The following is a 25,988-nucleotide window of genomic DNA, read 5'->3' as shown; positions in this document are numbered from 1 at the left end:
TTGAGCAAACGCTATCTGAAGAGGATAGAGAGCAAGACTGCGACCGTTGGTGTAGCTGGCAGCCAGAAGGACAAAGCTTCTGGCAAATCTTAAGCCAATGGGTGTGGAACTGGCGCATTCAAGCAGGATGGCAGTCCCAATCCCAACGTCAAATCCGACAAACGCTTTGGTCGCCTGCTCTAGACCCGCTAGAAACTCAAGAGTGCTCAGCCCAGACCATTGCTCCCCAATCTTTGCTATCCACACCGACCGTTAACCCACAACTTGCACCTTCTCCCAAGTATGGAGCAATGGTTGCCGTTCCAGGCTGGGGACAGAGCCGTCATAAGTACTCTGGTAAAGATTTTAAGATCATTGATGATGAAGTAATTGAGTGCCCTGCTGGACATCAGATGGATCGTCAAGAGGTGCGCTACAACCGAGTAGGCGATATGCAATTGGTCTTTGGAATTAAAGCCACCATTTGCCGAATCTGTCCAGTCATTCAGCATTGTCATGCAGATCGCTCAGCCAACACACGCGGTCGTCGGATCTTGGTGACTCGTGCAAAACTGCCAACGCCACCACCCCTTGCAGAAGCGCCAGAAATTATTGTGAAACAAAGCCTTTCCGCACTGAATGTTGGCACACAAGCCATCATCTGGACAGACATTCCAGCCACTCAGTTTCGACGAACGCTAAAATGCAATCTAGAACGCAATCAGATTCAGATTGAAGCGGTTTCTGCTCATCGCCAAGCTATCGATTCATCTCAATCATTGCTCACTCGCCAGCAACGCGCCCATCGCCGCTTGAGTTGGGAGCAACACTTGAAACGGAATCAATTGCAGGGGAAAGCGGTGAATTGGAAAGTCCAATTTTTTGGCATCTCTTCGAGTCTTGCTGAGTTTCTCAAATGCCCACATATTCCCGGTTTTCAGCGCTCATGATGCACTCCTTGCGCATCGCGCGGGAACATCGCCAGCGGAGAAGCTTGAATAATGCTTTGCAGCGTTTGATTCGTCTTTCGTAGAGTCTCTTCGGCTTGCCTGCGATCGCTAATGTCGTGAACAACTTGAGAAAATCCTTGCAGTTGCCCCCTTTCATCTCGCAACGCCGTTGTCACCGCTTCTGCCCAAAATAGAGAGCCGTCTTTGCGAACGTGCCAGCCCTCATCCACCCATTGCCCGTGGGCGATCGCGTCCTGCAAAATAGACTCTGACTTTCCCCGCTCAATCTCTTCCGGAGGAAAACATAAGGCAAATGAGCGCCCCACAATGTCAGCAGAACAATATCCTTTTAACCGTTCGGCACCCGTGTTCCAGGTATTCACAACGCCATGTGGATCAAGAGTATAAAAGGCGTAGTCTTTAACCTGCTCAACCATTAAGCGATACCGTTTTTCACTTTCCTGATACGACCGGGAACTAGCTTCTGCCTGTCGTTTTTCAGATAGTAAGCGCCAACTGAGAAAGCCAACAAATACCCCAATCGAAAAAAATACACCCAAGCGCAGCAGATCGCCAAGATGAGGATTCAAAACCGATTCGCAAGACCACTGAGGTAGAAACCTAAACCCCAAGAACCCACCCAAGATTGTAGCCAGTATCCCTGGACCCAAACCGCCATAGTAAGAACTCACCATCACGGCTGGAATCAGCATGAGAAAGGGCGATCTCGCCCCCCACAACGGCAACAGTAGTAGGGATAATAAGACGCTGATAACTGCAACGCCATATCGTGTGTACGACGAAGAAATCCGCAGTAAGCGTTTCAACTGGATATCCATAATTCTCTATCTTAGGGATGCAGAAGGTTAACGCGAATCTCCAGGATGATGGATATTAAATAAGATTAATCACCGCTTCCTGTTGTCCCAGGATGGTTTCCAACTGCTGGAGAAGCTGTTCGCGTTCTGCTTCGAACTAAGAGTGTTGCAATCGCCTGGATTAATACCTCCGGTTCGATCGGTTTAGCGATATGCCGTTGAAAGCCTGCTGCCATTGCCTGCTGGTAGTCAATTTCTCCGGCATAGGCAGTCAGGGCGATCGCGGGAATCGTTCCCCCTTGCTCAGATGGTAAGGCTCTGATTTGCCGCATCAGCATATAGCCATCTATATCGGGCATCCCAATATCACTCAAGAGGACATCTGGTTTGAACTGCGTGAGTGTCGTGAGCGCCTCGCCTGCGGTTGCTGTAGCAATCACATTTGCCCCATGTAACTCCAGCAGGAAGGCGAGAAACTCGCGAGTATTGTCATCGTCCTCCACGACTAGAATGCGAATACCTTGTAAATTTAGAGAGAATTCAGAGGGTTTCGGAGCTGGCTTCGTGATCCATTGATGGGGCATCAGTGGTAATTTGACGGTAAAGGTGGCTCCCTGCCCTTCGCCAGGGCTGTCTGCTTGCACTGTGCCGCCATGCAGTTCTACCAAGTAGCGGACGATCGCCAGTCCTAAACCCAGCCCACCAAACCGTCGATTTGTCGCGGAACTCTCTTGGCGGAATTGCTCAAATACATAGGGCAGAAAATCAGGAGGGATGCCCTTGCCAGTATCAGTGATGGTGATTTGGGCTTGAGAGCCAGTGCGTTCGAGCCGGATATCTACTTGCCCTCCCTCAGATGTAAATTTGACGGCGTTGGTTAAAAGATTCCAAATGACTTGCTGTAATCGCCCTGCATCTCCGGCAACCTGTCCAACATCCGGTTCAAGGTGAGTGTTTATTTGAATCGATTTAGCTTCTGCTGCGAGTCGCACAGTTTCCATTGCCGCTTGAATGGTGGCAACTAGATCAATAGGCTTGGCATCCAAACTCAATTTGCCGCGCAAAATGCGGGACACATCCAGTAAGTCGTTAATCAGTTGCGCTTGCATCTGGGCATTGCGCTCAATTACTTCTAGAGCGCGATCGGTTTTTTCTTCATCCAATTGGCGACTTCGCAGTAGCTTTGACCAGCCGAGAATCGGGTTGAGGGGCGATCGCAACTCATGGGACACCACTGCCAAAAACTCATCTTTGATGCGATTGGCGGCTTCGGCTGCCTCCCGTGCGGCTTGCTCTCTCGCCAAAAGTTGTTCGCGTTCGAGTTCGGCTTGCTTGCGCTCATGAATATCAGTTGTCGTACCAATCCAGCGCACGATGTTGCCCTCATCGTCTTTAATGGGAACAGCACGCTCCATAAACCATCGATATTCCCCATCTTTACGACGATAGCGGAACTCTGATTCCAGTAATGCCCCCTTTTGTTTTGCGGCTTCCCATTCTTCCATTAGTCGAGGAAAATCGTCAGGATGGTTAACCTGAGCTAGTCCTCCGGCATTCAATTCTTCAAGGGTCAGTCCGGTATAGTCTACCCATCGTGGATTCACAAAATCGGCTTGACCGTCAGCGTCACACGACCAAATAAAATCAGGTACCGCTTCGCTGAGAGTCCGATACAGCGCTTCACTGTCCCGCAAGGATTGTTCGATGCGCTTGCGCTCTGTAATGTCTTGCATTAGAGCAATGGCGGCTGTAATCTGCCCCTTGCCATTGAGAATCGGAGCGGAACTGACTTCAAGGCTCAGCCATTTTCCATCTAGATAACGTATCCGCAGTTCTTCCTGATTAACAGTTTCCCCCCTTCGCAGTGAGCGGATGAGCGGATAATCATCTGGGGCATAAACTCGCCCATCGGGATGATAACCATGAAAGGGGACCCTGTCGTCGTAGTTTTCCATCTCCAGATTCAACTCAAAGGAGTACTGAAGAATCTGATTGGTGCGTTCATTCGCTAGGATCATACGTTCTGAAGCTGCATCGGCAATGATCACCCCTTCTGGCATTTGGCGTAGAACCGCCTCAAATCGTGCTCGTTCCGCCTCCAGTTCTGTGATCAGATATTCCCGTTGAGCTTCCGCTTGTTTGCGATCGCTAATGTCTACATAGGCTCCGATCACTCCACGAACGTTACCCGACTCGTCCCGTAGCGGTACGGCGCGTCCATATATATAATGCACAACGCCGTCTTCAAACACGAGTTCGGCTTCCTGTAGTACCTCCTGTCCTGTCCGTCCTGCCTTTTGCAGGGACAGCTCTTCTGCTGGAATGTCTTGCCCATTGCTCTGCACCTTAAATTTGAAGGGATAGGTGCCACCCGCAGGAGTGGCAGTCATTGGATCACCTGGCTCTGCTCGCATCAAATTGTAAGCAGCCCGGTTTACTGTTACGTGATGACAGTCAGGATCATGGGCTAGCCAAATTGCAACGGGAACGACTTCCATCAGCGTTTCCAATTCTTCGGCACGAGTCCGGGCGATCGCTTCACTTGCGCGTAACGCTAGTTCTGCTTGTTTGCGCTCGCTCAGGTCTACATAAAAGCAAATGATGTCTTGCTGTTGATCGTAAGGCTCTTGAAGTAACGCTGACCCGATGAGAATGGGCACCCTCGTGCCATCTTTGCGAATGTATTCTTTCTCAAACGGGGTTGAAACTCCCTTTGCTCTGAGTTCTGCGATTGCCTGCTCATCGAGTGGCAGAAATTCTGGTGGGGTCATCTCAGTCCACTTTACCTGCCCCATCTCAAATTCTACGCGGGTGTAGCCAGTCATCTGAAGAAAATAATCATTGACGTAATGAATGCCGCCTGTAAAGTCACCGAAGGCAACCCCAAACATATTGGATTCTACGAGGCGACGAAAACGCCGCTCACTTTCTTGCAACGTGGCTTCGGCTTGTTTGCGATCAGTAATGTCTGTGGAAACCCCAATCAATCCGATGATATTGCCCTGTTCATCCCGATAGGGCGCTTTAGCCGAAAGAAAGATCCGGCTTCCTTCTGGCACAACGACACGTTCCTCAAACGTAATGACCTGTCCGCTGTCCATGACGCGACAATCGTTCTCCGCAATCTGCTCAGCCTCTTCTGGTCTAAGGTAATCTACTTCTGTTTTGCCGATCAGCTCTGCTTCCGATTTGCCTAGTAAGCGAGCTGTGGCTGGGTTTACCATCTGTAACCGTCTTTGACGATCTTTGATGTAAATCAGGGTGGGGGTCACTTCGTTGACTGTATTCAGGATGGCAAGGCTTTCCTGTAAGGCTTCTTCAGCCCGTTTGCGATCGCTGATGTCAATCGCTGACCCCAGGATTTGGGTTGGATTACCCTGCTGATCGCGGGCAAAAATTTTGTCACGACTGGATAGCCACAGCCACTGTCCACTGGCGTGCTTCATCCGATATTCGATGGTAAAAATGTCATCTTCCTGGGCTGCTCGTATTCGGTCATGATGCTGCTCAATCTGTTCCAGGTCATCTGGATGAAACAACTCAGCGAGAAGCTGAGAATCGAATGCCTGTAGATCTGCGGACGAAATACCCAGAATGTGAAAAATTTGCGGACTGACGTATACATTGCGTCGTTCATTCAGGTCAAAAATGTAGAGCAGATTCGGTGCGGTTTCGTTGATAGCCTGCAAAAACTTTTCAGATTCACGCAATTGCGCTTCTGCTCGTTTGCGATCGGTCACTTCAGTTGCAAAAATCGTCAGTCCATCCACAGATGGGTAAACTCGGTACTCAAACCAGCGGTTCCAGGGGAGATAAAGGTATTCAAACTGGAGGGGAATTTGTTCTCTCAGCGATCGCTGAAATTGAACATATACCTCTGTATCAACCGCTTCTGGAAATAGCTCCCAATTGTTATGACCCAGCAGTTCTTCTCGTGACTTCCCAGCCATTTCGCATAAGCGATCGCTGACATAAGTGAAGTGCCAGTTGCGATCGAGCACATAGAACCCGTCCTGGATGCTGGATAGAATTGTCTCAACTTGTTGCCGTGCAGTTTCTGCTTGCTGCCGGAGTAATTGCTCTCGCTGTCCTGCGACAAGTCGCAGTTGGCTCAGCTTCAAATTCGCTTCGACTCGCGATAACAATTCGCGGGTAGAAAACGGTTTGGTCAAATAATCATCAGCTCCGGCTTCTAATCCTTCAATGCGAGACTCTTCTCCAGCCCGTGCCGACAACAAAATCATTGGGATTTCTTGGGTAAGAGGATTCGCCCTCAGTTCCCGCAGTAGCCCCAAGCCATCCAACCCCGGCATCATTACATCGCTCAGTACCAGATCGGGAGGACGCTGGGTCATTGCTTCTAAGGCTGCGAAACCATCACTGACAGCTTCAACCTTGTAATACTGGCTCAATAGCTGCTTCACATAATCCCGCATATCGGCGTTGTCATCCACCAGCAAGACTCGTGCAGGGGGTGTAGATGAGTGTTTAGACTGGGTAGGAACAGCGAGCAAAAGTTCTGCATTGCTCGACCCAGAACCCTCAATCTCTATATCTGAAATCCAGCGCGATGCTTCTACCACATAGGGATTGGCTCCTAATGCGGTCGATACCAGAGTACGAGTGGCTTCAATTCGTTCCTGAGGGAGATGAGCCGTACCGAAAGGAATTGCGATCGTAAAAGTGGTGCCGTGATCGACTTGGCTGGTGACATGGATCGTTCCACCATGCAGTTTAACGAGTTTTTGCACGAGTGCCAGCCCAATGCCAGAGCCTTCGTAGGTGCGAGAACGAGTACCACTGACGCGATGAAAACGTTCAAATAATCGCGGTAATTCTGCTTCCGGAATCCCAACTCCGGTATCTGTAATGCTCAACTGAACCGAACTACCAACGGGTTGTAATTGAACGGTGATACTGCCCGTGAACGTAAACTTAAACGCATTCGAGAGCAGATTCAGCACAATCTTCTCCCACATATCGCGATCGACGTACACAGGTTCCGGTAAAGCGGGACAATCAATCACAAGCGCCATGCCAGCTTGCTCAACCAGAGATCGAAACGTACTGGCAAGTTCGGCGGTGTAGATCGCCAGATCGGTGGGTTCATACGATGCCTGAATTCGTCCCGCCTCAATGCGGGAAAAGTCTAATAGGGTATTGACTAACTTCTGCAAGCGCAAACCGTTTCGCTGAATCAGTTGTAACTGTTCACGCTGATCAGGTTGCAACTGTCCGTTGAGTGTATTGGAAAGGTCTTCCAGCGGACTCAACATCAGGGTTAGTGGGGTGCGAAATTCGTGGGAAACGTTGCTGAAAAAGGTGGTTTTGGCTCGATCAAGTTCTGCCAGTGCCTCAGTGCGTTTGCGTTCTTCTTCGTAGGCTTGAGCATTGGCGATGCTAGCGGCAATTTGAGCCGAAACCAGATCAATAAATCCCCGATAGGAGTCGTCGAAACGTCTGAAGGGGTTCAAACCAACCACTAAAATGCCAGCTTTCCCCATCCGTCCTGAAGCAGCGATTGGAACTACCACAGCTTGATGGGGCGATCGATCCCATGCTCCCTTCGGCAAGTTGTCACACGCTGCCAAATCCTCAATTAACCTGACTTGCTGGGACTTGACCACCTCTGCAACCGACCATATCGAGTCATCCTCAAACGCAATCACTTCGGGGGCTAGTGCCTGTCCTGGCTCAATGCCGCTAGTTCCCGCTAAAACGGCACACTGGCGGTCTGGATCCACCAAATAAATGAAGGCAAAGGGGAAATCATAAGGGTTGGTTTCCAGGCAGCTTGCACTAAGAGTACAGGCTTCATCAAAGGTACGGGCATCTACAGTTTTGGCTGCTAGTTCCCGCAATAGTGCCAACTGCCGCTCTCCGACAATGCGATCGGTGTCATCGGTACAGGCGCAAAGAATGCCGCCAATAGTACCTTCATCATTAGGAATGGGGCTGTAGGAGAACGTTACGTAGGTTTCCTCCGGGTAACCTTTGCGCTCCATAATGAACAGCAGTGCTTCGTCAAACGTCCCCTCATTGGCATGAAGGGCAGATTCGATTCGAGGCTCAAGCTGATCCCAAATCTCGTGCCAGAGTTGTGCAGCGGGTTGTGCTAGGGCTGGATGCTTGGTGTGAAGAAAAACAGCATAGGCATCGTTGTAGAGGTTCAGCAGATGGTCGCCCCACCAGACAAACATAGGATGGCGAGACGTTAGCACAATTCGGACAGTCGTTTTTAAGCTCTGCGGCCATTGCTCTGGTGAACCCAGCGGCGTTTGTGACCAGTCGTGCGATCGCATTAGCCTCGCCATCTCGCTGTCACCAACAAAAATCATTTCAGAGTGATTTATATTCATCATGGGTCACAGTGACAATTCACTGAATTAACGTGCTAACTATCGCTTGATCCACGGTTACACCTCTTTTCAACCGTAACCATTCTGAAAAGCCGAAATTGGGCGCACTACTATAAAGTACCCCTATAGGATTTTCTAGCATTGGATAGAGATGCAAATCTATCTATAGAGCGAACTTCCAGCACTAACTTCGAGGTAAAAGCCCAAGGTGTGACCCATTTCGTTTAATTTTTTCTCTTCACCATTTCATTTAGCCGTGCTATGGTCCGCGCTTCAAAGTCTGCCCCAGGTGAGTTGAACGCGCATTTCATCCACCCTATTCCCCCTCTTGGGGGTAGAAGAACCAGTAATGTCTAGAATCAATAGAGTTATAAATTTAACCACACACGTATAAAGCCGAGACAATCTCAATCCAATTCTGGGTTAGTCGAAACTGTTGCAAACCCAAAAATTTGATGAACAGTTTTGAGCGACGATTACAGGATCTTGTCCAATTTTGATACTGGTGGCGAAACATTGCTTTACTTTCGATCTAAGCCATCAGCTTCGCAAACTGCGAAGTTCGTGTCGTCATCTGAGGGACTCCCGATATCCAGTAAAAGATGCGCTTAAAGTTGATGGCAGTTGCAGTCATCAAGTGCAGATGTCGCGTTCGGCGCAATTTGACTTTGATCCGCCCACGAGATGTGCAACGAGGTTAAGGGGAAGTGTGTGAAACTGTTGCTAGAAGAGGGATTGAGGAGAGAGTTGCGACGAGAATAACCTCTGAAGTGACTCATTGGGAAATTTCAGATGGGCAGCAAATATGCGAGAACTGGCATTGAAGTCGCAGTGGGAACGGAAGATGTGCCACGAATTCCCGCCTGGTTTGGTGAAGCCGTGCTATTTGGGAAATACTGGCTCGACAGTGGATTAGTCGGCTATCTCGAAGAAGAAGTGCGGGCGGTGCGTGGACGCATGGGGCAGTATGAAGTGATGGACTTTGTGCTCCTGCTAATCAGTTATGCAATTAGTGAGGAACGAACGATCGCAGATTTCTACAAAGCAATTGCCCCGATCAAAGATGCGTTAATGAGTCAGTGGGGACGGAATCGCTGTCCATCCGCATCAAGTTTGAGTCGATTTTTAGGGTGCATTCAATCGAGTGCGGTTGAAGCCTTACGCAGCCTGTTTGAGAGCGACCTGCACCGGAACAGTGTGCGAGTGAAGCAAGGACTGGGACTATTTGATCGCGTGCGGGATCATTCGATGGTGTTTGATATCGATGGGACGGTGTGTGCGGTGCGACAGCGGGCGATCGCCTGTGATGGCAAAAACGATCCGCCAGTTCAGCGTCGGAGTGATCGAGCGTGTGCGCCGGGGTACAAAGGGCGGAAACGTGGAGAAGTAATTCGGAACCGAACGACGGTCTGTGTGGCGCAAACGAGTGAATGGTTAGGAACGTACGGGAGTGCTGGAAATGGGGAAGCGAAGCGGGAACTAGAGCGATCGTGCAGCGTGATTGTGCGGTATTTGCAGCAGCAGGGATTGACGGTGGCGCATGGGATTGTGCGATTAGATGGATTGTATGGAATGGCTGGGCTAGTTAGCGTGGTGCAGGCGACGGGGTTGGGATACATTTTGCGATGCCGAGACTATCACTTGCTAGCAACCACTACCGTAAAACGGCGGTTGGAGTGCGCGATCGCTCAAGACTGGCAACGAATTGAACAAAGTGCGAGTGAACTCTTAGATCTCGGTTACATCGAGGATTTGGGGCGAGGATACACTGCCCCGATGCGAATCATCGTCGTGCGAACACCGTTAAAGCAGCATCAAGCCAAGATTGGCAAACGGATGAAGGATCAAGCGTATGAATTGTTTCTCACATCGCAATCGATCGCGAGTTTGAGCGGGATGGAAGTGCTGAGTTTATATCGGGGGCGAGGTGGATTTGAACAACGGCTGAGCGAAGAAGACCAGGAACAAGACTATGATCGGTGGTGCAGTTGGAACAGAGCGGGGCAAGAGTTTTGGCAAATTTTGGGACAATGGAGTTGGAACTGGCGGCTGTGGATGGGGTATCAGCAATCGCGAGCAGAAGTGCGGCAGACGGTGTGGGCGGAGTGCGAAACCGAGAGAGAAGCTGTTCGCGATCGAGATCTAATTACTAGTACTGCTCCGGAATTGCCCCCATCCTTGCAGTTTTTACAAGGTGTGACAGAACTACCAGCCGTGAATTCAACCGTAGGGGATGCCTCCAGTACTAGTCCACCACGTTGATTATGAGGGTGAAATTTCTGGGTAAAGTCGCTTCAATTTAACCCTGGCATCCGTGCTGGTAAACTGCCAATCAATCGTTGCTTTTTGAGCATTGCGCTGTTGCTCCCAAGCTTGTACTTCCTGGCGCAAGGTTTCAAGGTCAGGTAAGCGACGGTCCAAGCATTGTCTGACCAGAATGGACAGTTCAATTTCGACCATATTCAGCCAACTGCCATGCTTTGGTGTGTAGTGCCACTCCAGTTTCTCCAAAATTCGACGTGCTTCTTGTGCTTCAAAGGTTTGATACAACGCAGCAGGCGAGTGAATGTTGAGATTGTCGAGGATTAACCGAATCTTCGTAGCCGTGGGGAACTACTCATCGACGAGTCGCTTGAGCCAGTGGGCAAAATCAGCATTAGTGCGGCGTTCGGTCACTTCTACATGCCGCCATCCCACGCGATGTTGGAAGGCAACAAACAGGTTGCAGGTGCCATTGCGTTCATATTGAAAGTCTTCGCGTTCTGGCTTGCCGGGTTCAGCAGGTATCGAGGGTTGTTTGTCGACCAGCAGTTGACAAGGACGCTCATCGACACAAACGACCAGATGTTGTTCGTCGTAGGGTTGCTCGTACAACTCCAGTACATCTTCCATGCGCCAGACAAAATCAGCACCCACTTCGGCAATACACCACTGCTGCTTCAACCACGGCTTAAGTTTGTTTTTTTCAGAATGCGCCGCACGGTTTCATCCGAAATGCTCTCGACTTTGTTCAAAGCGACTAAGCGATCTGCGAGCAGTTGCATCGTCCAGTTCGCTCGCCCTTCTGGTGCATCACTGCAAGCCGTGGCAATCAAAAAGGCTTCGGTTTTTCCGTCGAGTTTGCACGGCTTGCCAGGGCGAGGTTTCTCAGTGATTGCTTCATCCAGTCCCTGTTGCACGAACTTTTGACGGGTACGTTCCACCGTTGCCACACTCACACCCACACGCTCAGCAATGATTTGGTCTTTGTAACCTTGTTCACTCAACAGGAGAATTTGCGATCGTTTAAAGGTTCGGACAGCAACCTTGCCCTTACTGGTGATCTCGACCAGACGTTGGCGCTGTTCATCAGTGAGTCGAATTTGACGTTTTGGCATGACAATGTTTCAGAGTGTTCATTGCCTAATCTACCTGAAACAACCTCACCCTGCAAAATCAACGTGGTGAACTAGTACTTTGAAGCCCTAGTGGATGAAGACCAACAACAAACGGAGGAAAAGCCGATTCGCGCTCAACTGAGAACGGTACTCCGTGACTTGTTATCAGAGGCAGAGTGGGGTGAAATCGTGCAGCTTGCCACTGCATCAATTCAAGCGCAATGGAGTGAGTTCCTTGATACCACTAAGTCTGCATAGCTCCGGTTTACCTTCATCTTCATCCTGATTGCGATTCCCTCACTCGCGCCTCTGGCAGCTGTGAATTCAAAATCAACGATCGCAAAGCTAAGCATACTAAGTAATTCAAGAGAATGATTGTTGGGTGTCGCTTTCAACCAGTGAATTTAACTTCAGAGATCGCACTCCGACTTGATTGATTGCAACTCAAGTTCCGAAAGGCATGACAGGTCATGTTGTGAACTTTTTTCTGCCTGGATTAGCGTCAACCGAAGCGATGAATGAGTTCATCGCGAGAAAGGTTTAACAGGAGTGGAGTATAGGTGTCCGTGGGCAACTCCAGGATTCGAGGGATGATCGCGCTGAGGGCATCATCCAACTCACCAAAGCGAGTTTTGAGCAAAGCTTCGACGACTTTACGTTCGCCGCGTTGTTCACCGCGTTGTTCACCGCGTTGCTCGGTAGTTTGTTCCCACTCTAAATACGCCTGAGATAACGCCATGAGCAAATCCTCATTCTCTGCATCTAAAGGTCCGATCAACTCAATCCTAACGCGCCAACTGGTGAGCATCTGTAAAATTCTGCTGCGTTGGGGGTCAGAGGGAGGCAAAGCCAGCACTTCTGAGATCGCCTGCTGTTGCGTATCGCCGCGACCCAAGATTCTGAGCCACAGGGTTTCTTGAGTTTCTGGCAATTGATTAATTGCCACAATGACCGTCTTAAACAGATTGCCACAGAAGTAGATTCCTGGCAGCCAATCGTCACTGATTTCAGCCTTACCTTCAGACAGAACGGGTTGAGAGACAGAGCTAGCGAGAATCCAGAGCATGGGGAGATGAGCATCAGGAATTTGATCATCCGTCCGCAACTCGAACTCTTGCACCCACAGCAATTTGAGCAGACATCTGCGAATTTCTTGGCGCGTTGGCGGATTACGGAAGGGTTCAAACGAGCAAGGAGTTGCCGCCACCCTTTCCAACAGCGTTAAGGGGTCAGACGGCTGGAGTGGGATTTCTGTAGGCTGAAACCAAACGTCGATAAACTTCGGTTCACCAGGCACTTCAAAACTGCGCTCCACACGACCCAGTGGGGTAAGCAGTTCTTGGAGAAATTCTTTCGCCAATTGATCAAAGGGAATCTGAGTCATGCGTGAATTGAAGGGAAACGCTCAGTGGATGATTGCTCCCCAGATCGTACTCTGAAACGATCCCAGACAAATGAGTTGAAGGCTCGCAATGAACAATGGATTTGAGTGAATCGAGCCACTAACGTTATCGCTCGCATCGAAGCGGATTCAATACGGGTTTAATCAAAAATTAAAAGACATGCATTCCAATTACCCATAGTTCTCTGCATCCAACGATCGCGATCTTAACGGTCGCATTCAAGTTGCTCATTTAGCCATATTCAACGATCGCCCGCTGAGATCTAAGAATTCACGAAGGCGGTGATGACCGAACGCTAAGCATCCTAAGCAATCAGAACGGTGGATCGAGCAAAGGCAGTTCTGATTGAGTGAATTCAACTTTATTGATCGCGGTGTAGCACGATTGATCGTAGTCCAAGCATATTAAAGGCATACTCAATCAAAAGCCGAAAGATATGCATCTAAGTTGCCATATCTAACGACCTCTTTCTAGCTCTTTGTTGTTCATGACATCCAGATGCCACCTATATTGATTGAGGAATGATTGATTGAGGAATGTGACAAGCGAGTAGGGGAGGGAAAAGCGATCGCAGATTACTATCGAACGAAGTCATTGCTTCAACTCCCTGAGTGTCCTAGCAGTGGTCAGCATCGAGCAATCGTTCACCTGCAACATCAAGCATACGTCAACCAAATTCAGCGATCGCATTTCAACTCAACAATTGACGATCGCATCGAAGCCGCTTCAATGCGTATTTAATCAAAAGTTGAAAGATATGCATTAAAGCTACCCATAGTTCTCGATATCCAACGATCGCAATCTTAACGATCGCAATCTTAACGATCGCATTCGAGTTGCTCAAGGTCAGCCCATATCTAACGATCGCATCGGTCAGCTTTAAGTCGCGATTAGATCAGCCAACTCCAGAAATAACCGGCGTTGTTGCATGAATAGGGGTTGCGGAAGGGTGACGTGATAGGGTTGAAGTACCACCTACAAACCTTCACAAGCTATGAGCTACCGCATCCGCAACTGGTCTGAGTATAACGCCGGATTGAGACAAAGAGGAAGCCTCACGTTTTGGATTGACGAATCAGTTTTAGAGACTTGGATCATCCCGAAGTTAAGTGGAAAACCAGGTGCATCGGTGTTCTATAGTGACTTGGCAATCACGACGATGATCACCCTGAAATCGATTTATGGCTTGGCAGGACGACAATGCCAAGGATTTCTGGAATCTATATTTGTGCCGATGGAGATTGACTTGCTTGTGCCTGACCACAGCACACTATCTCGTCGCTTAGGCAGGTTGTCAGTTGCTTTGCCCGTGCTGCCGAAGGGAGAAGCCAAGCATGTGGTCGTGGACTCAACGGGTGTGAAAGTGTATGGCGAGGGGGAGTGGAAAACGCGGCAACACGGCATCAGTAAACGTCGGACATGGCGCAAGTTACATCTGGGTGTCGATGAACAAACGGGTGAGATTTTAGCAGCAATGGTAACGACGAATGATGTGGGCGATGGGCAGATGTTAAGTGACCTGTTGGATCAAATTGAGGATGAGATTGAGCAAGTTTCAGCGGACGGAGCCTATGACCAAAACCAATGTTACGACGCGATTCGAGAACGCAAAGCCAGAGCGACGATTCCCCCACGTCGAGGCGCGAAAATCTGGCATCACGGCAACCGCAAGACCGAACGTCACAATCGAGACGAGAATTTGCGTCGGGTGCGAAAAGTCGGGCGCAGAGCCTGGAAACAAGAGAGCAACTATCATCGTCGTTCGCTCTCTGAAACCACCATGTTCCTCTTCAAGACCATCTTTGGCAGCAGTGTGCGTTCACGCAAGTTCGACAATCAAGCGGTAGAATTGTTCATCAAGTGTGCGGCACTCAATCGCATGATCCAGGTCGCGAAGCCCGATAGCTATCGAGTTGAAGCTTAGTTGATTCCTTGCTCAAGTGGGTAGTGGTTTAGACCTGTGGATGTCTCTGCTGTAATCTGTACTTCTCAAAGGTTCTGTTAACCTGAGCTGCAGGTCTACTGGGCACTAGTGGGTGACGCGATCGCGCTTCTACGATCGCGTCAGTGGTTTGAAACTGTGTAGATTGAGAATTGAGGTTCTAACTCGAATCGAAGTGCGAAAGCGACGAACACGTTCTGTCAACCTTACTTCTCCATTAACCTTGAACCATGTGCTGAGAATGGCTTTCTGCACATGTGTCTTCTGAGACTTTACTGCTATTGTTAGGGCCACTTATTTTGGAAGAAGATGTGGAGCTTCGTGGCTGTTCACCATCTAGCTTAACTACAGCACTAGTACAACAGCCTTCCGCCCAATCATCTCCAGGATTATGTGTACATGCCTTCGAGAGTTGCTTGTCCTTATTGCTCATTTGCCACCTCTTTATCTCTGTAGAAATGAATACATTCTTTATAGAAATAATATAAGTGGTTTCGATGAAAACGGCAACGAACGGCAACAAACGGCAACAAACGGCAATAAATGCGCTCAATGTTTTGTTGGGTAGGCTTCAGTTTCTAGATGTAAACGTGAAGCTTAACCAAAGAGAAACTAATGTTTGAGGCGCCTAATAAATTTAGGCTTCGGCAAAGTAATTTCAGCGAATTAAATTTGTCCGAAGCGCAGCTTCTTGCCGTGATTTTAATAAATAGACCTTTCCAAAAAAATACAAGCGTTACCGCTCCTGGCTTTGATAGAGATCTTACCAGGATAGTTGCCGAACGCAATCATGCGGGTTTACAGCAGTTTCTATCAGAAATGAACAATCAACATTGAGGTCTTACATCAGCATCACCTCCAGTTTTTTCTATGGCTTAAACAGGCAATTCAATCGCGCCTAATCGCAATCGGACTAAGCCACAAATGGCTAAGATCACCTCCGAATAATTGTCTTTTCGCAACCGCATCACCTCTTTGGCAGCTCGGAAGATTTTGAGATGCCGCATCAGATGTTCAATCACAATCCGTTTGCCTGCAAACATGCGATTGGCTTCGGTTTGCGCTTCACTCAGTTCCCGACCTTTCGGCTTCTTGTGCGGAGTGCGAGTGCGGTCTGCCCCTTGATAGGCTTTGTCTCCCGCAAAGGTTTGAGTGTCCCGAAACTGAGACTGCTGTTGCCGGAACAAGGTGACATCAGCACTGGGGCCAGGATGGGCAACGGTGGCATCGACGATATCACTGCCATCGGGCAAGCCAATGACCGATTGTTTGTAGGTCGTTTGCTTCTTCTTGCCTGAGTAGTGTTGCTTCTGTTGGTCTGAGTCACTCGGTCGTTGACGCACCTGCTCGGTACTATCGACAATCAACTCCCATTCCACCAGCATTTCTGTGACCACCGCCCATGCTGCCTCACAGTCCTCAAATTCCTCAACCAGACTTGCGGGTAAGGCTTGGCGCAAAAAACGCACCCAATAGTGCACTACGGCATGAGCTTGGCTGGAACTCACCTCAAACGTTAAGCCTAAAATCTCAAAGGTCGGATAGTGTCGCAGGTAGTATAAGCACAACAGAATCTCGGTCTCAGTCCTCAATGTGCTGGGACGGCCCGCTCCAGGAGCATTAACTCGAATCTTGTGGGCGTTCTGTTGTGCCATGTATTCTGCGTCTAACTGTTGGAGGGAGGTGATTAAACGCGACAATTGCTCATATTCAATTCCCAAAAGTGAGCGACTGCGATGTGGAGCAGTCTGGATATAATGAAACAAGTTTTTCATTCGATGGTGAGCGGTAAAAATTCCGTTCTACCATCTTTTTTCTGCCTCATTTAATTTTTGAATACGTCTAATAGATATAGTTCAAGCCCTTACAGCGAAAGTGACAAAGCTGTGAGGAGTTAGCAAGCAATCATCTGCTCTGGAATATTAACGTGCGGGAGCAAAATGCTATCTATAACTAGATCACGCAGACTTCTAGAAGAGCGGCTACCAGCCTGAATACACTCTAGTAAGAGATTGCATGTGTAAAGATAGTCTTCTAGAGCTTTAATATCCTGTTCAGAGAGACTTATTTCATATCCAACATCTAGCTGCCTAAGCATGATAGCTTGTAATTCATTCGCCCATTCGTTCCACGCCAGTTTGGGTGAATCATTTTTGGGTAGGTCAGCCTCCAGAGTCAGCAATTCTTCTACCAGGTCAGCATAATCATTCTCTTCCGCAACTTGGATAATTGATTGCAGCTTTGATTCGAGATCAAACGTTTCTCGAATTCCTAAGAAACTGCGATTGTAGTCGTTGAATTCACTAATGTCCTGATTTGTATTGGAGGCATAATCCGCAGCAATCGCATGAATAGCTCCCAGACTTAATTCAATATCAGCTTTTGGAGTTCTGGAAATAATTCTTTCTTCTCTCTTGTTGAATGCTCTCAGAGTTGTAGAAAGTTTCTGTGCAAGAGTGCGATCAATCTTGATGGCATTTTCAATATAGAGTGTGATGTCAAGGTCGATCGCTAAATACCCAGCTCTCCACGAACTAGAGCTAACATTTGACTCAGTAGTAACCTTGTCCAGCCAAGATAGCATTTGTTGCAGCGCTTTACTGCTTGCAATCAGGGTGTTGGCGTGCGAGAAGATTTGTTTGAGTAGGTCATCAGCTTTCGTGAGTCTTCCTGCTAGGATGATGAAAACTTCGTGCCATTGACGATCCGTTAGATGTTCTTTGACTATCTCACGTACAAGGTCTGGATCAAAACTGCCTGCTATGTACCGAGCAGTGAAGAACTCATGAAAGGTCAGGTGTGAGAAGGTATATAAATCCTTAGCCTGTCTAACCAGCAAGCCGTTATTAGACTCTATGTCTTCTAAAAGAGCCTTAACATCTATATCGATTGTTTTAGGGCTGACACCGTCTACATCTTGAATAAATTCATGAATTAACCTGTCTAACTCCCACTTATACCAGCCATATCTTTTGGGATCTTCTCTGAACGCATGGTAGGCAATTTCCGAGAATAGATCTAGTCTTCTAGATGGTGACAACTTGTCTTGAGACGTTACTCGCCTTGCTATTCTGCGAGTTGAATCCCATCTTCTTAAAAATATTTCAACAGCATCATCAAGCAATCCATTCAAATTGTTCGGTAATGCATAGTAATCTTCAAATACTAAGCACAGATTAGTTAGCAACAAAGGATTGGATGCTAATTCTGCAATCGCAGGTGTTTCTTTTGTCCTTTTCAGAAACTCTTGCCCTAGCTCTGGCTTAGATCTGTTTTCAAACCAATTCTCAACAAGTCTAGCAGTTTGCTCTTCGTTGAAATCTGCCATTTCTACAACAGTAAAGTCCTTAAATATATAAGTACTAGCCTCTGTTCGACAAGTAATAATGAATTGATTCTTAGGGTATCTTCGGATCAAATCGTCAATGGTTCTATACACTCGATCGACTTCGGTAGTTAGAATCTCATCTAACGCATCCAGAAGAATTAGACATCTGCCTTCCTTCAACCAAGTTTCAAAAGAAATGCCTGAATCAGGAATGGTATCTGCTACCTCTTGTGTGATCGCGTTTATAAGGCTGGGTCTGCTATCGTCTTCTGAGAATTCTTTTAGGGGAATGTATATGGGTAAAGCAGATTTCTCTACTTCTTCAGTGAGACCTTCTTCAGATAAGCACTTTAAAGATAAGTGCCTTAAAAAGGTTGTTTTTCCTGCTCCAGGTTTGCCTAGAATTAGTAACTTGCGATATTGTCCCACAGCTTCAAGCCCTGAAATGGTTTTTTCAGGCAATTGTGCTTTAACACGTTCAACTGATTGGTCTGCTGATGGAGAAATCTTTAGGACTTGTTCCAGACTTCTTTGTTTTTGTCTTCGTGACTCTTCCAGAATATTAACTTGAGCGAAGATAGCTTCCAAATTTACGGGTTGAGTCATGTCTAAAATTCTGATCGTGCTACACTTTTGCTCTACCTTCTCTCGATAGGGCAAAAGCCAATCTTCCAGGAGATTCAATGACCGACTATTACTACTAGATGTTGCTGGCTTGCTCTCTCCAGCTAGTTGCTTTCGCGCTTCCTCATAACTGTCATACTTGAGAAGTACTAGGCATAGGTAGTTGAGGGTTCTCAGAAGAACTTTGGGTGGCTCTTTAGTGGAAAAGAAGTTGTAAATAGTCCTCTCTGCAATTAGATGCTGACCGCCAAACTCAGATTGATCCTTCTCGTGGCGATCTAAAGCCTTTGCCAACTTGATTGGTGATCCAGCAAAATCACGAGAGTAAGCCTCTCTCATCCGCTCGAAAACCACTGGCTCAACTTGCACTCTTGCTGACATGACAGACTCTAGCTGAAAGACATCAGATTAAGCATAGCAGCAGTTTCAGAGATCTATAATTAAGTGCCGCTCATTGCCGTTGCCTTCCGTATGTTGCGGAAAATTGCAAATTGCCAGAAATTGCCGAATTAAGTGCCGTTCATTGCCGTCGCGATTGCCGTTGCTTGTGCAACGATAATAACATCGTGATTCTAAGCAAGATTCAATTCGCGAGTTACATCAAGCACAATTACATTTTCACTTCTTTACTATGGAGGCAGGCATAATGTGGATCGCAATTTTGACAGTAGCCATTGAGATTCTTGTCGGAGTCATAAGTGGAAGTTACTTCTTGTAGGAAAAATCCCAATAGATATGCAGGAAATGAACTAATTTTTTGCATTTCTACTGTAATTCTAGTCGCAATAGCAGCAGTTTCAGAAATCTATAATTAAGTGCTGCTCATTGCCGTTGCCTCCCGTAAATTGCGGAAAATTGCAAATTGCCAGAAATTGCCGAATTAAGTGCCGCTCATTGCCGTTGCGATTCTCGTTGCTTGTGCAAATATAGTAACATCGCGATTCTGAGCAAGACTCAATTCACGAGACACATTGAACACAATTACTTTTTCAATAAGGAGGTAAGTATCATGTGGATGATGTGGGGAACAGTAGCTATCGACATTCTTATTCATTTCATAAGATATGCAGGCAACTGACTGACTTTTTGATTTCTACTGTAGTTCTAGTCCCGATAGTTCATGTTTCCAACAACAGGGGAGCCTAAAATATGGAAGCAATACATGTCATTGGAGCGTTCGTGTTACTACATCACAATATGGTGATGCCCGTAGCAGTTCATATGAGTCCCGCTTTAGAGAGCGTCTTAAACGTTGTCAATGCAGGCATTGAGACCATCTTCATCCCTACGATGCCTCTAACGTTACTGTAGCTCTTAAATTTGAGAACTAATCTCTTCGATGAGGATGATTAGCGAAATCTTTAGTTACATTCACAAGCTCAGCAATTTGATTTCAACTAGGCATACAGGTCAATAAATTAGTAAGGAGAAATATATGATCCCAGTTCCACTCCCTATCAGTATCATTGGTGCAGTCGCTCCCAGATTTGGTGCTCCACCATTAACTATGGTATCTGGACCAAATCCAGTCTCTATCAGTGTCGATCTGGTTCGGCTTGCTATCTTTCTTCAAACTGGAGTCTGGTTGTAACGTTGGTAGCCCTGAAATGAGCAGATCTGCTATCAAGGCAATCTAATTACACCTCAACAGTTGGTAGATTCAAGTTGGTTCTATGTTGGGTTCTCTTCTGATGATTCATCAGAAGAGCGCTCTCGCCAGGTTCTTGATTTTTTCTAGTTTTGCTTCGTATTGCATTTTCAACCAATTTCAACCAATTAAGGAGAACTTTGACATGGTTAAGAGCGTTACTGAATTTGTCTGCAAACGTTTTGTAGCTTTGTTTCTGGCTGTGAGCATTATCTTTGTAGGTTTTTCTAGTCCAGCTTATGCTGCTTCATCGGAAGATGCTTTTGTTAGTGGGATGAAGAATGGAGCAGGTATGGCAGTTAGCGGATTAGCATTATGTGCTGGGACAGCAGTAGTTGCTCCACCTCTAGCTCCTGTAGTTTGTTTAGGCGCTTCGGCAGAGACAATTTTGGCTGGCATGGGACTAAGATTTTTGCTTGGAAGATAACCTTCTTAGACTGCTGTAGCAATTCCCAATTGAATGAAGTACGCTACCTATAATAGCTGCAAAGTCCGCAACTCAAGACCTAAGGTGTAACTCATAGGAATATGAGCTGCCCTATGCTTATGAAGCGTGAAGGTAAACTCGAAGCAGATTCTGCTCAGCGTCATAGTTGAGCAGAATCTGCGATTGTAGAACTGATGTCGCGCACAAATGCTCCTGAAAGTTTTATTGTTTAAGGCTTTCAAAAGCTTCTAGTACTCACCATTTGCTAGATTTTAGTTGCATTCAAGTAAGTTCAGAACATTTATTATCCATCAGAGCAATGATAGAACAGATACCATTGATGCTTGCAACACCGATCGCAAAGGCGATCTTGAATAAATTTTATGAGGGTGTAGGGAATAAGCTAGGCGAGAAGGCAATAGATTTATTGCCTGAGAAAGTCAAGCAACTGGGTCAACTGATATGGGAAAAATGCCTACGAGGAAAACCTGGCGCGGATCGTCTTCTACAAGAGGCAGCAAAAGGCTCTGCTGAGGATCAACAAAAGTTGACAGAGTATTTGAACGAAGTCTTAGAGAGCAACTATGTATTGAAGCAAGCGGTACAGAAACTAGCAGACGAGATTCACTTAGAGATTATCAATAGCTCTAACGACATGAACCAGCATAACTACGGCGGAACCAATTTTCAGACCAAGGTTGATGGAGGAGTAGTTAATCAGGCAAACACCATTACTCAAAATTACTATAGTGCTTCTACTAGTCATTAGCTGAAGTCGTCGGGGGGGCACCGACAAAGATCAGTACCCCATACTTCTATCCCCATGAGCTAGGGCTCACAACGTTTTTGGGGCGAGATAAAGAACTGCAACAATTACATAATATCCTCTTGTCTCAACCTGACCGAGTTATGGTTGTGGCAATCACTGGGATGGGTGGCATTGGCAAGACAGAACTTGCTAAGCAATACGTTCACAGGCATCACGAAGATTATACAGGTGGTATTTGGTGGCTAAGATCGCAGGGGCGGGTAGAGCAGGGATTGAATTATGGGCAGCGAATGCAACTACCAGGAGTGCCTGATACCTTCCAAGTGAATGAGGATAGTGTGCATTGGTATTACGATCGCTGGCTAGATGAAATTCCAGAAGGAAAGAGATTACTGATTTTTGATAATGTAGTGGACTATGAAGAAATAGAGTCGCTGCTGCCGCAAGATAGCCGATTTAGTGTGCTGCTAACGACACGAGTCAAACTAAATCAGCCAGTACAACGCCTGGAATTAGAAACACTGAAACGAGCATCAGCATTTTCATTACTTAGAAAGATAGTCAATGATGATGCTCGAATTTCAAAAGAAGTAGAATCGGCAAAAGCGTTGTGTGACTGGGTGGGACTGTTACCGTTAGGTGTCGAATTAATCGGGCGACATTTGGCTAGTCGCCCATTTCTAGAATTGAATAAACTTTTGAAGCGATTAGATACTCAAAAGTTGCAGACACAAGCATTGAATCAGGTGCCTCCTTCTGAGATGCCTTACAAATGCAATCTAGAATCAGCATTTGAATTGAGTTGGCAACTACTCGACGATGCTGCTAAACAGATGGGTGGATTGCTCAGTCTATTTGCTCCAACAGTTATCGCTCCAGAATGGGTAGAAACTAGTCTCTCTAATTGGCACGAAGAAGAACAAGAATCAGCAATATCTGATCTGATGCAATGCTCATTAATGACATTGGAAGGAGGGCAATATCTACTTCACAACCTAATTCGAGAATTCTTTTTGGCGAAACTGGAGAGTGAGCTGAGTCAGTTCAAGAAGAGTTTTATAACTAGGGTAGTTCATGCTTTAAATATTTTCTTCTCGGAATCAAGGAATTACAAGAATTGGATATTGTGTAATCACCTTTATCCCCATGTAAGAGCTTCCTGTGTACTCATCAGAGAGCAAAGGCTTGTCAGTTTAGAAGTAATGAGTTTGCTTAGTAAATTAGCTCATTACTCATTTGAATTAGCTCAGTATGAAGAGTCGAGATTAATCTACTGGCATCTTTATTTCTTGTATAAAACGGATTCAAAAAATGAAGAAAAAAGAATCATAGAATGCTTAAACTCTCTGGTTGAAATATTTGAGGCGCAGGGAAGATATTACAAGGCAGAGAGGTTCGCGAATATAGTAATTCAACGAATACAAAAAAGCTCTAATCAACATCCACTTGGTTTGGCAAGAAGCTTATATAACCTTGGAATGATCTACGAAGGGCAAGGATGTTATCATCAATCTGAAAAATGTTTGAGTCAAGCACAAGCAATTCAGGCGCAAGAACTGGGTTTGGAGGGATTGGATGTAGCTAGGACGACTCATTATATTGGGAAGCTGAAATACCTGAGAAATCAATATGATAAAGCTGAAATTGATTTAGTTGAAGCTTTGAATATTCGCAGGAAATTACTGGGGATCAATGACCCAGATGTTGCTGTAACGATGGATGTTTTAGCATCCGTCTACATAGAGCAAGGGAGATATGATGAAGCAGAAGAGCAACTTCAAAAAGTATTAGAAATCAGAAAGAGCACCAATGGAATAGAGCATCCATATGCAGCTCGCAGTTGGAATAGTCTGGGAGTTCTATACTACCGCCAAAATGAATATAGTAGAGCTGAAAAAGCATATAAAAAATCAATAGAGATCTGGAAGAAATATTTCAATGAGAAGCATCCAGAAGAAGGGGTTACATTGAGTAACTTTGCCGCTTTATTGTGCTGTTTGGCAAGGTTTGAGGAGGCTGAGTATTGGTACCAGGAATCTCTTAAGATAATCGAACGTAAATTAGGGAGAGAGCATCCTGTTACAGCACTCATTTTGTTCAATTTTGGATTTAACTGCTTCTTCGGACAGCAAAGATTTTCTGAGGCAGAAAGTAAGTGTGTTGAGGCAGTCCATACTTTGAGAAGAAAAACACCCTTTTATCCGTCTCTAGCCAAGAGTCTATGTTGTCTTGCGGATGTCTACCTTGCACAAGATAATCTTCTGAAAATTCAGCCTCTGTATTGGGAAGCTATTGAGATTTATGAAAGAACACTTGGCAAAGATGCGCCTGAGACTATAGAAACTCGTGAACTTTATATCTGGTTTGTTTCTCAATTTGAGTAGTGTCGCGTTCGGCGCTATTTGTGGTCGATCCCGCGCTTCGCGTCGTGTAGGTCGAATGACGACAACGATTGCCAGATTGAGGTTTGAGCGATGTAGCATGGCACTTTCTGCCCGTCCCGCGCTATTTGTGGTCGAGATTTTTCTGCATCGTCCCGTGCTTTGTGTCGTGTGGTGATGGATTGCACGAGGTCGATATGGATATCAAACCATTATTGAATTTGCTGTTCAATCTGCTCAAATTGAATGTGAAGATCAATTATGGTCTTAATCATGTCGAGCGGGTTGAGTCAATCAAGGTAGATCGCAGTTGAAGCATCAGCGGTTAAGTTGAGCATTTGGATGCTAAATGCAAGGGGAATCAAGACTGACGGGCATCGAGTACAGCGATGAAGATTTCAATGTAGTAGATCGCTTCAGAGAGTTCCTCAAAGACTCCTGCACATTGTTCGAGAGAGTCGATATAGACGGAATAAGATGCTGCCTGTTGGTAGACCCAGAACCGATGTCCGCGCCAATTGCCCTCTCCAATTAGTTTTCCTGTCATTGTTGTTGCCAACATTCTGCCCTTTATTGCATTGACTGCAATTATGTCACCTTGACCGCAAATGGTTGATTGAATTGCGTGCTGATGGATATGCAGGACCAAGATTGGGGTTTAAAATCGATAGAACTCACCAGTAGCAGCAATCTCCAACTGCATTCAATTCATCCTGAGGAGATCGTGGAAAGCAGTTCTCTTCAACTTTCCACCTGAACGACATCGATATCCATTCATATTCAAACATAGCGATATCCATATCCATATCAATATCAATATCAATTACAAGACTTCAAAAGAGATATGGAAAGAGGTGAGATCGCATCAGCTCGTCGAAGAGCTTGTACACGGCAACAATTAGTATTCAGGTTAAGACCTATTAAACAGAGAACAAGGCGTTAAATGGGCATTCTGAAGCATTACCACGCTCAACCAGAAAGTTGCTACCCAAAACAACGATCTTAAACCGGCATCCTTAGATGAATGAAGAGAGCGCGTGAATCGAAGCATACTCAATCAAGAGCTAAAAAATTGCATCTGAGTCGCCCACATCTAACGATCGCTTTCTAGCTCCACATTGTTGTTTATGCATGTACATCAACTTCCTATTATGGGTTGAGAAATGCGAAAAGCGGGTAGGGGAATAGCGATCGCAAACTTCCAGCCAAGGAAGTAGTTGTCTTTACTGCCTGCGTGCCCTAGTGGGGGTGAGCATCAAGTAATCATTCACCTGCAACACCATGCATACGCCAACCAACTTCAGCGATCGCATATCAACTCAACAACACGAGCACGATCGCATCGAATGCATACTGAAGCAAAAGTTAAAAGATAGGCATCCGAGCTACTCATAGTTCCCAATATTCAACGATCGCATCTAAGTTGCTCATAATCAGCCTACATCTAACGATCGCATCCTACTCAAAGTTCTCCATATTCAACGATCTCATCTAAGTTGCTCATAATCAGCGTGCCTATATCTAACGATCTCATCTGCCAGGTTTAAGTAGCGGTTAGAGTAGCCAACTTCAGAGACATCCAATTCAACCTAGAACTTTTCAGGACTCAGGTAGCATTCTAGGCGTGTCCAAGGGGACGATTGGATAGATGCTCGTGTCAACAGAGTGATAGAAATTGCTTATGTCATGCAATCTGAATATCTATATCTATAAGCAATCTAAAATTAAATTGGACGATGCAATCAAATATGATATACATATGTCTGATATTGATACAAATATCTAATATGGATGAGCATGTCAACAAATGAACGCATAAGATATAAACGGTGAAACCCTTATATAGCAGCATTTCTAGGGATTATGGCATGGGATGCTTGTGGGGATCAACATAGATATGCATAAGAAAATTGTATAGGATTGGATAGATACGGATTGCTTATAGATATGGATGGGATAGGGATTGCATGAGTATATGTTCTG

At 46.3% G+C, this 25,988-nt stretch carries 16 protein-coding genes and 1 pseudogene; 10 read left to right on the top strand and 7 right to left on the bottom strand.

Going from position 1 to position 25,988, the window contains the following annotated elements:
* Window positions 1-929 (top strand): hypothetical protein (locus LEPBO_RS39645; RefSeq protein WP_017292366.1); only part of this gene is annotated, 929 nt, incomplete at its 5' end.
* Here the strand turns inward: LEPBO_RS39645 and LEPBO_RS39640 are convergent.
* Together LEPBO_RS39640 and LEPBO_RS40705 are read right to left on the bottom strand one after the other, a co-directional pair.
* Complete coding sequence (locus LEPBO_RS39640; protein WP_017292365.1) at window positions 917-1,768, bottom strand: PAS domain S-box protein; 852 nt, start codon at window positions 1,766-1,768, stop codon at window positions 917-919. The two genes, LEPBO_RS39645 and LEPBO_RS39640, sit on opposite strands and share 13 nt — an antisense overlap.
* A gap of 65 nt (window positions 1,769-1,833) precedes the next feature.
* Entirely contained in the window at window positions 1,834-8,061 is a 6,228-nt protein-coding gene (locus LEPBO_RS40705; RefSeq protein ID WP_190711123.1) for a PAS domain S-box protein, read from the bottom strand.
* A gap of 837 nt (window positions 8,062-8,898) precedes the next feature.
* Here LEPBO_RS40705 and LEPBO_RS0135575 point away from each other — a divergent pair.
* A complete protein-coding gene (locus LEPBO_RS0135575) occupies window positions 8,899-10,368 on the top strand; it encodes a hypothetical protein (protein ID WP_017292363.1) in 1,470 nt (489 codons plus the stop codon).
* On the opposite strand, the pseudogene LEPBO_RS42730 reads toward LEPBO_RS0135575, so the two are convergent.
* Window positions 10,369-11,483, bottom strand: a pseudogene (locus LEPBO_RS42730) (IS630 family transposase).
* 90 nt (window positions 11,484-11,573) lie between these two features.
* Between LEPBO_RS42730 and LEPBO_RS42080 the strand changes: the two are divergent.
* Window positions 11,574-11,741 carry a hypothetical protein gene (locus LEPBO_RS42080; RefSeq protein ID WP_017292359.1) on the top strand — a complete coding sequence of 56 codons (168 nt, stop codon included), beginning with the start codon at window positions 11,574-11,576 and terminating at the stop codon, window positions 11,739-11,741.
* A gap of 244 nt (window positions 11,742-11,985) precedes the next feature.
* On the opposite strand, the gene LEPBO_RS0135555 is transcribed toward LEPBO_RS42080, so the two are convergent.
* Window positions 11,986-12,867 carry an RpnC/YadD family protein gene (locus LEPBO_RS0135555; RefSeq protein ID WP_017292358.1) on the bottom strand — a complete coding sequence of 294 codons (882 nt, stop codon included), beginning with the start codon at window positions 12,865-12,867 and terminating at the stop codon, window positions 11,986-11,988.
* 544 nt (window positions 12,868-13,411) lie between these two features.
* Between LEPBO_RS0135555 and LEPBO_RS0135550 the strand changes: the two genes are divergently transcribed.
* From LEPBO_RS0135550 to LEPBO_RS0135535, 3 genes are all read left to right on the top strand, one after another.
* Window positions 13,412-13,627, top strand: coding sequence for a hypothetical protein (locus LEPBO_RS0135550; protein WP_017292357.1), 216 nt, complete (start codon window positions 13,412-13,414; stop codon window positions 13,625-13,627).
* Window positions 13,628-13,880: 253 nt separating this feature from the next.
* Window positions 13,881-14,810 (top strand): IS5 family transposase, encoded by a 930-nt coding sequence (locus LEPBO_RS0135545; RefSeq protein ID WP_017292356.1) that lies wholly within the window; start codon window positions 13,881-13,883, stop codon window positions 14,808-14,810.
* A gap of 633 nt (window positions 14,811-15,443) precedes the next feature.
* Window positions 15,444-15,665, top strand: coding sequence for a hypothetical protein (locus tag LEPBO_RS0135535; RefSeq protein ID WP_017292354.1), 222 nt, complete (start codon window positions 15,444-15,446; stop codon window positions 15,663-15,665).
* A gap of 38 nt (window positions 15,666-15,703) precedes the next feature.
* On the opposite strand, the gene LEPBO_RS0135530 is transcribed toward LEPBO_RS0135535, so the two are convergent.
* Window positions 15,704-16,603 (bottom strand): transposase family protein, encoded by a 900-nt coding sequence (locus tag LEPBO_RS0135530; RefSeq protein WP_017292353.1) that lies wholly within the window; start codon window positions 16,601-16,603, stop codon window positions 15,704-15,706.
* A 119-nt stretch (window positions 16,604-16,722) separates the two neighbouring features.
* A complete protein-coding gene (locus LEPBO_RS0135525) occupies window positions 16,723-19,161 on the bottom strand; it encodes an NACHT domain-containing protein (protein WP_017292352.1) in 2,439 nt (812 codons plus the stop codon).
* Window positions 19,162-19,929: 768 nt separating this feature from the next.
* On the opposite strand from LEPBO_RS0135525, the gene LEPBO_RS43220 reads away from it, so the two are divergent.
* The 4 genes from LEPBO_RS43220 to LEPBO_RS0135505 all read left to right on the top strand — a co-directional run bounded on the left by LEPBO_RS43220 (window position 19,930) and on the right by LEPBO_RS0135505 (window position 24,008).
* Window positions 19,930-20,091 carry a hypothetical protein gene (locus tag LEPBO_RS43220; protein WP_017292351.1) on the top strand — a complete coding sequence of 54 codons (162 nt, stop codon included), beginning with the start codon at window positions 19,930-19,932 and terminating at the stop codon, window positions 20,089-20,091.
* 362 nt (window positions 20,092-20,453) lie between these two features.
* On the top strand, window positions 20,454-20,855 hold the full coding sequence (locus tag LEPBO_RS0135515) for a hypothetical protein (protein WP_017292350.1): 402 nt from the start codon (window positions 20,454-20,456) through the stop codon (window positions 20,853-20,855).
* A gap of 319 nt (window positions 20,856-21,174) precedes the next feature.
* Complete coding sequence (locus LEPBO_RS0135510; protein ID WP_017292349.1) at window positions 21,175-21,624, top strand: hypothetical protein; 450 nt, start codon at window positions 21,175-21,177, stop codon at window positions 21,622-21,624.
* A gap of 77 nt (window positions 21,625-21,701) precedes the next feature.
* On the top strand, window positions 21,702-24,008 hold the full coding sequence (locus LEPBO_RS0135505; protein WP_071596281.1) for a tetratricopeptide repeat protein: 2,307 nt from the start codon (window positions 21,702-21,704) through the stop codon (window positions 24,006-24,008).
* Window positions 24,009-24,366: 358 nt separating this feature from the next.
* On the opposite strand, the gene LEPBO_RS0135495 is transcribed toward LEPBO_RS0135505, so the two are convergent.
* Window positions 24,367-24,552, bottom strand: a complete 186-nt coding sequence (locus LEPBO_RS0135495; protein ID WP_144056497.1) for a hypothetical protein — start codon at window positions 24,550-24,552, stop codon at window positions 24,367-24,369.
* Between the last annotated feature and the right edge of the window lie 1,436 nt (window positions 24,553-25,988).

The sequence above is a fragment of the Leptolyngbya boryana PCC 6306 genome (genome assembly GCF_000353285.1).
GTDB lineage: Bacteria > Cyanobacteriota > Cyanobacteriia > Leptolyngbyales > Leptolyngbyaceae > Leptolyngbya > Leptolyngbya boryana.
This window is presented reverse-complemented; position numbering and strand designations above follow the sequence as displayed.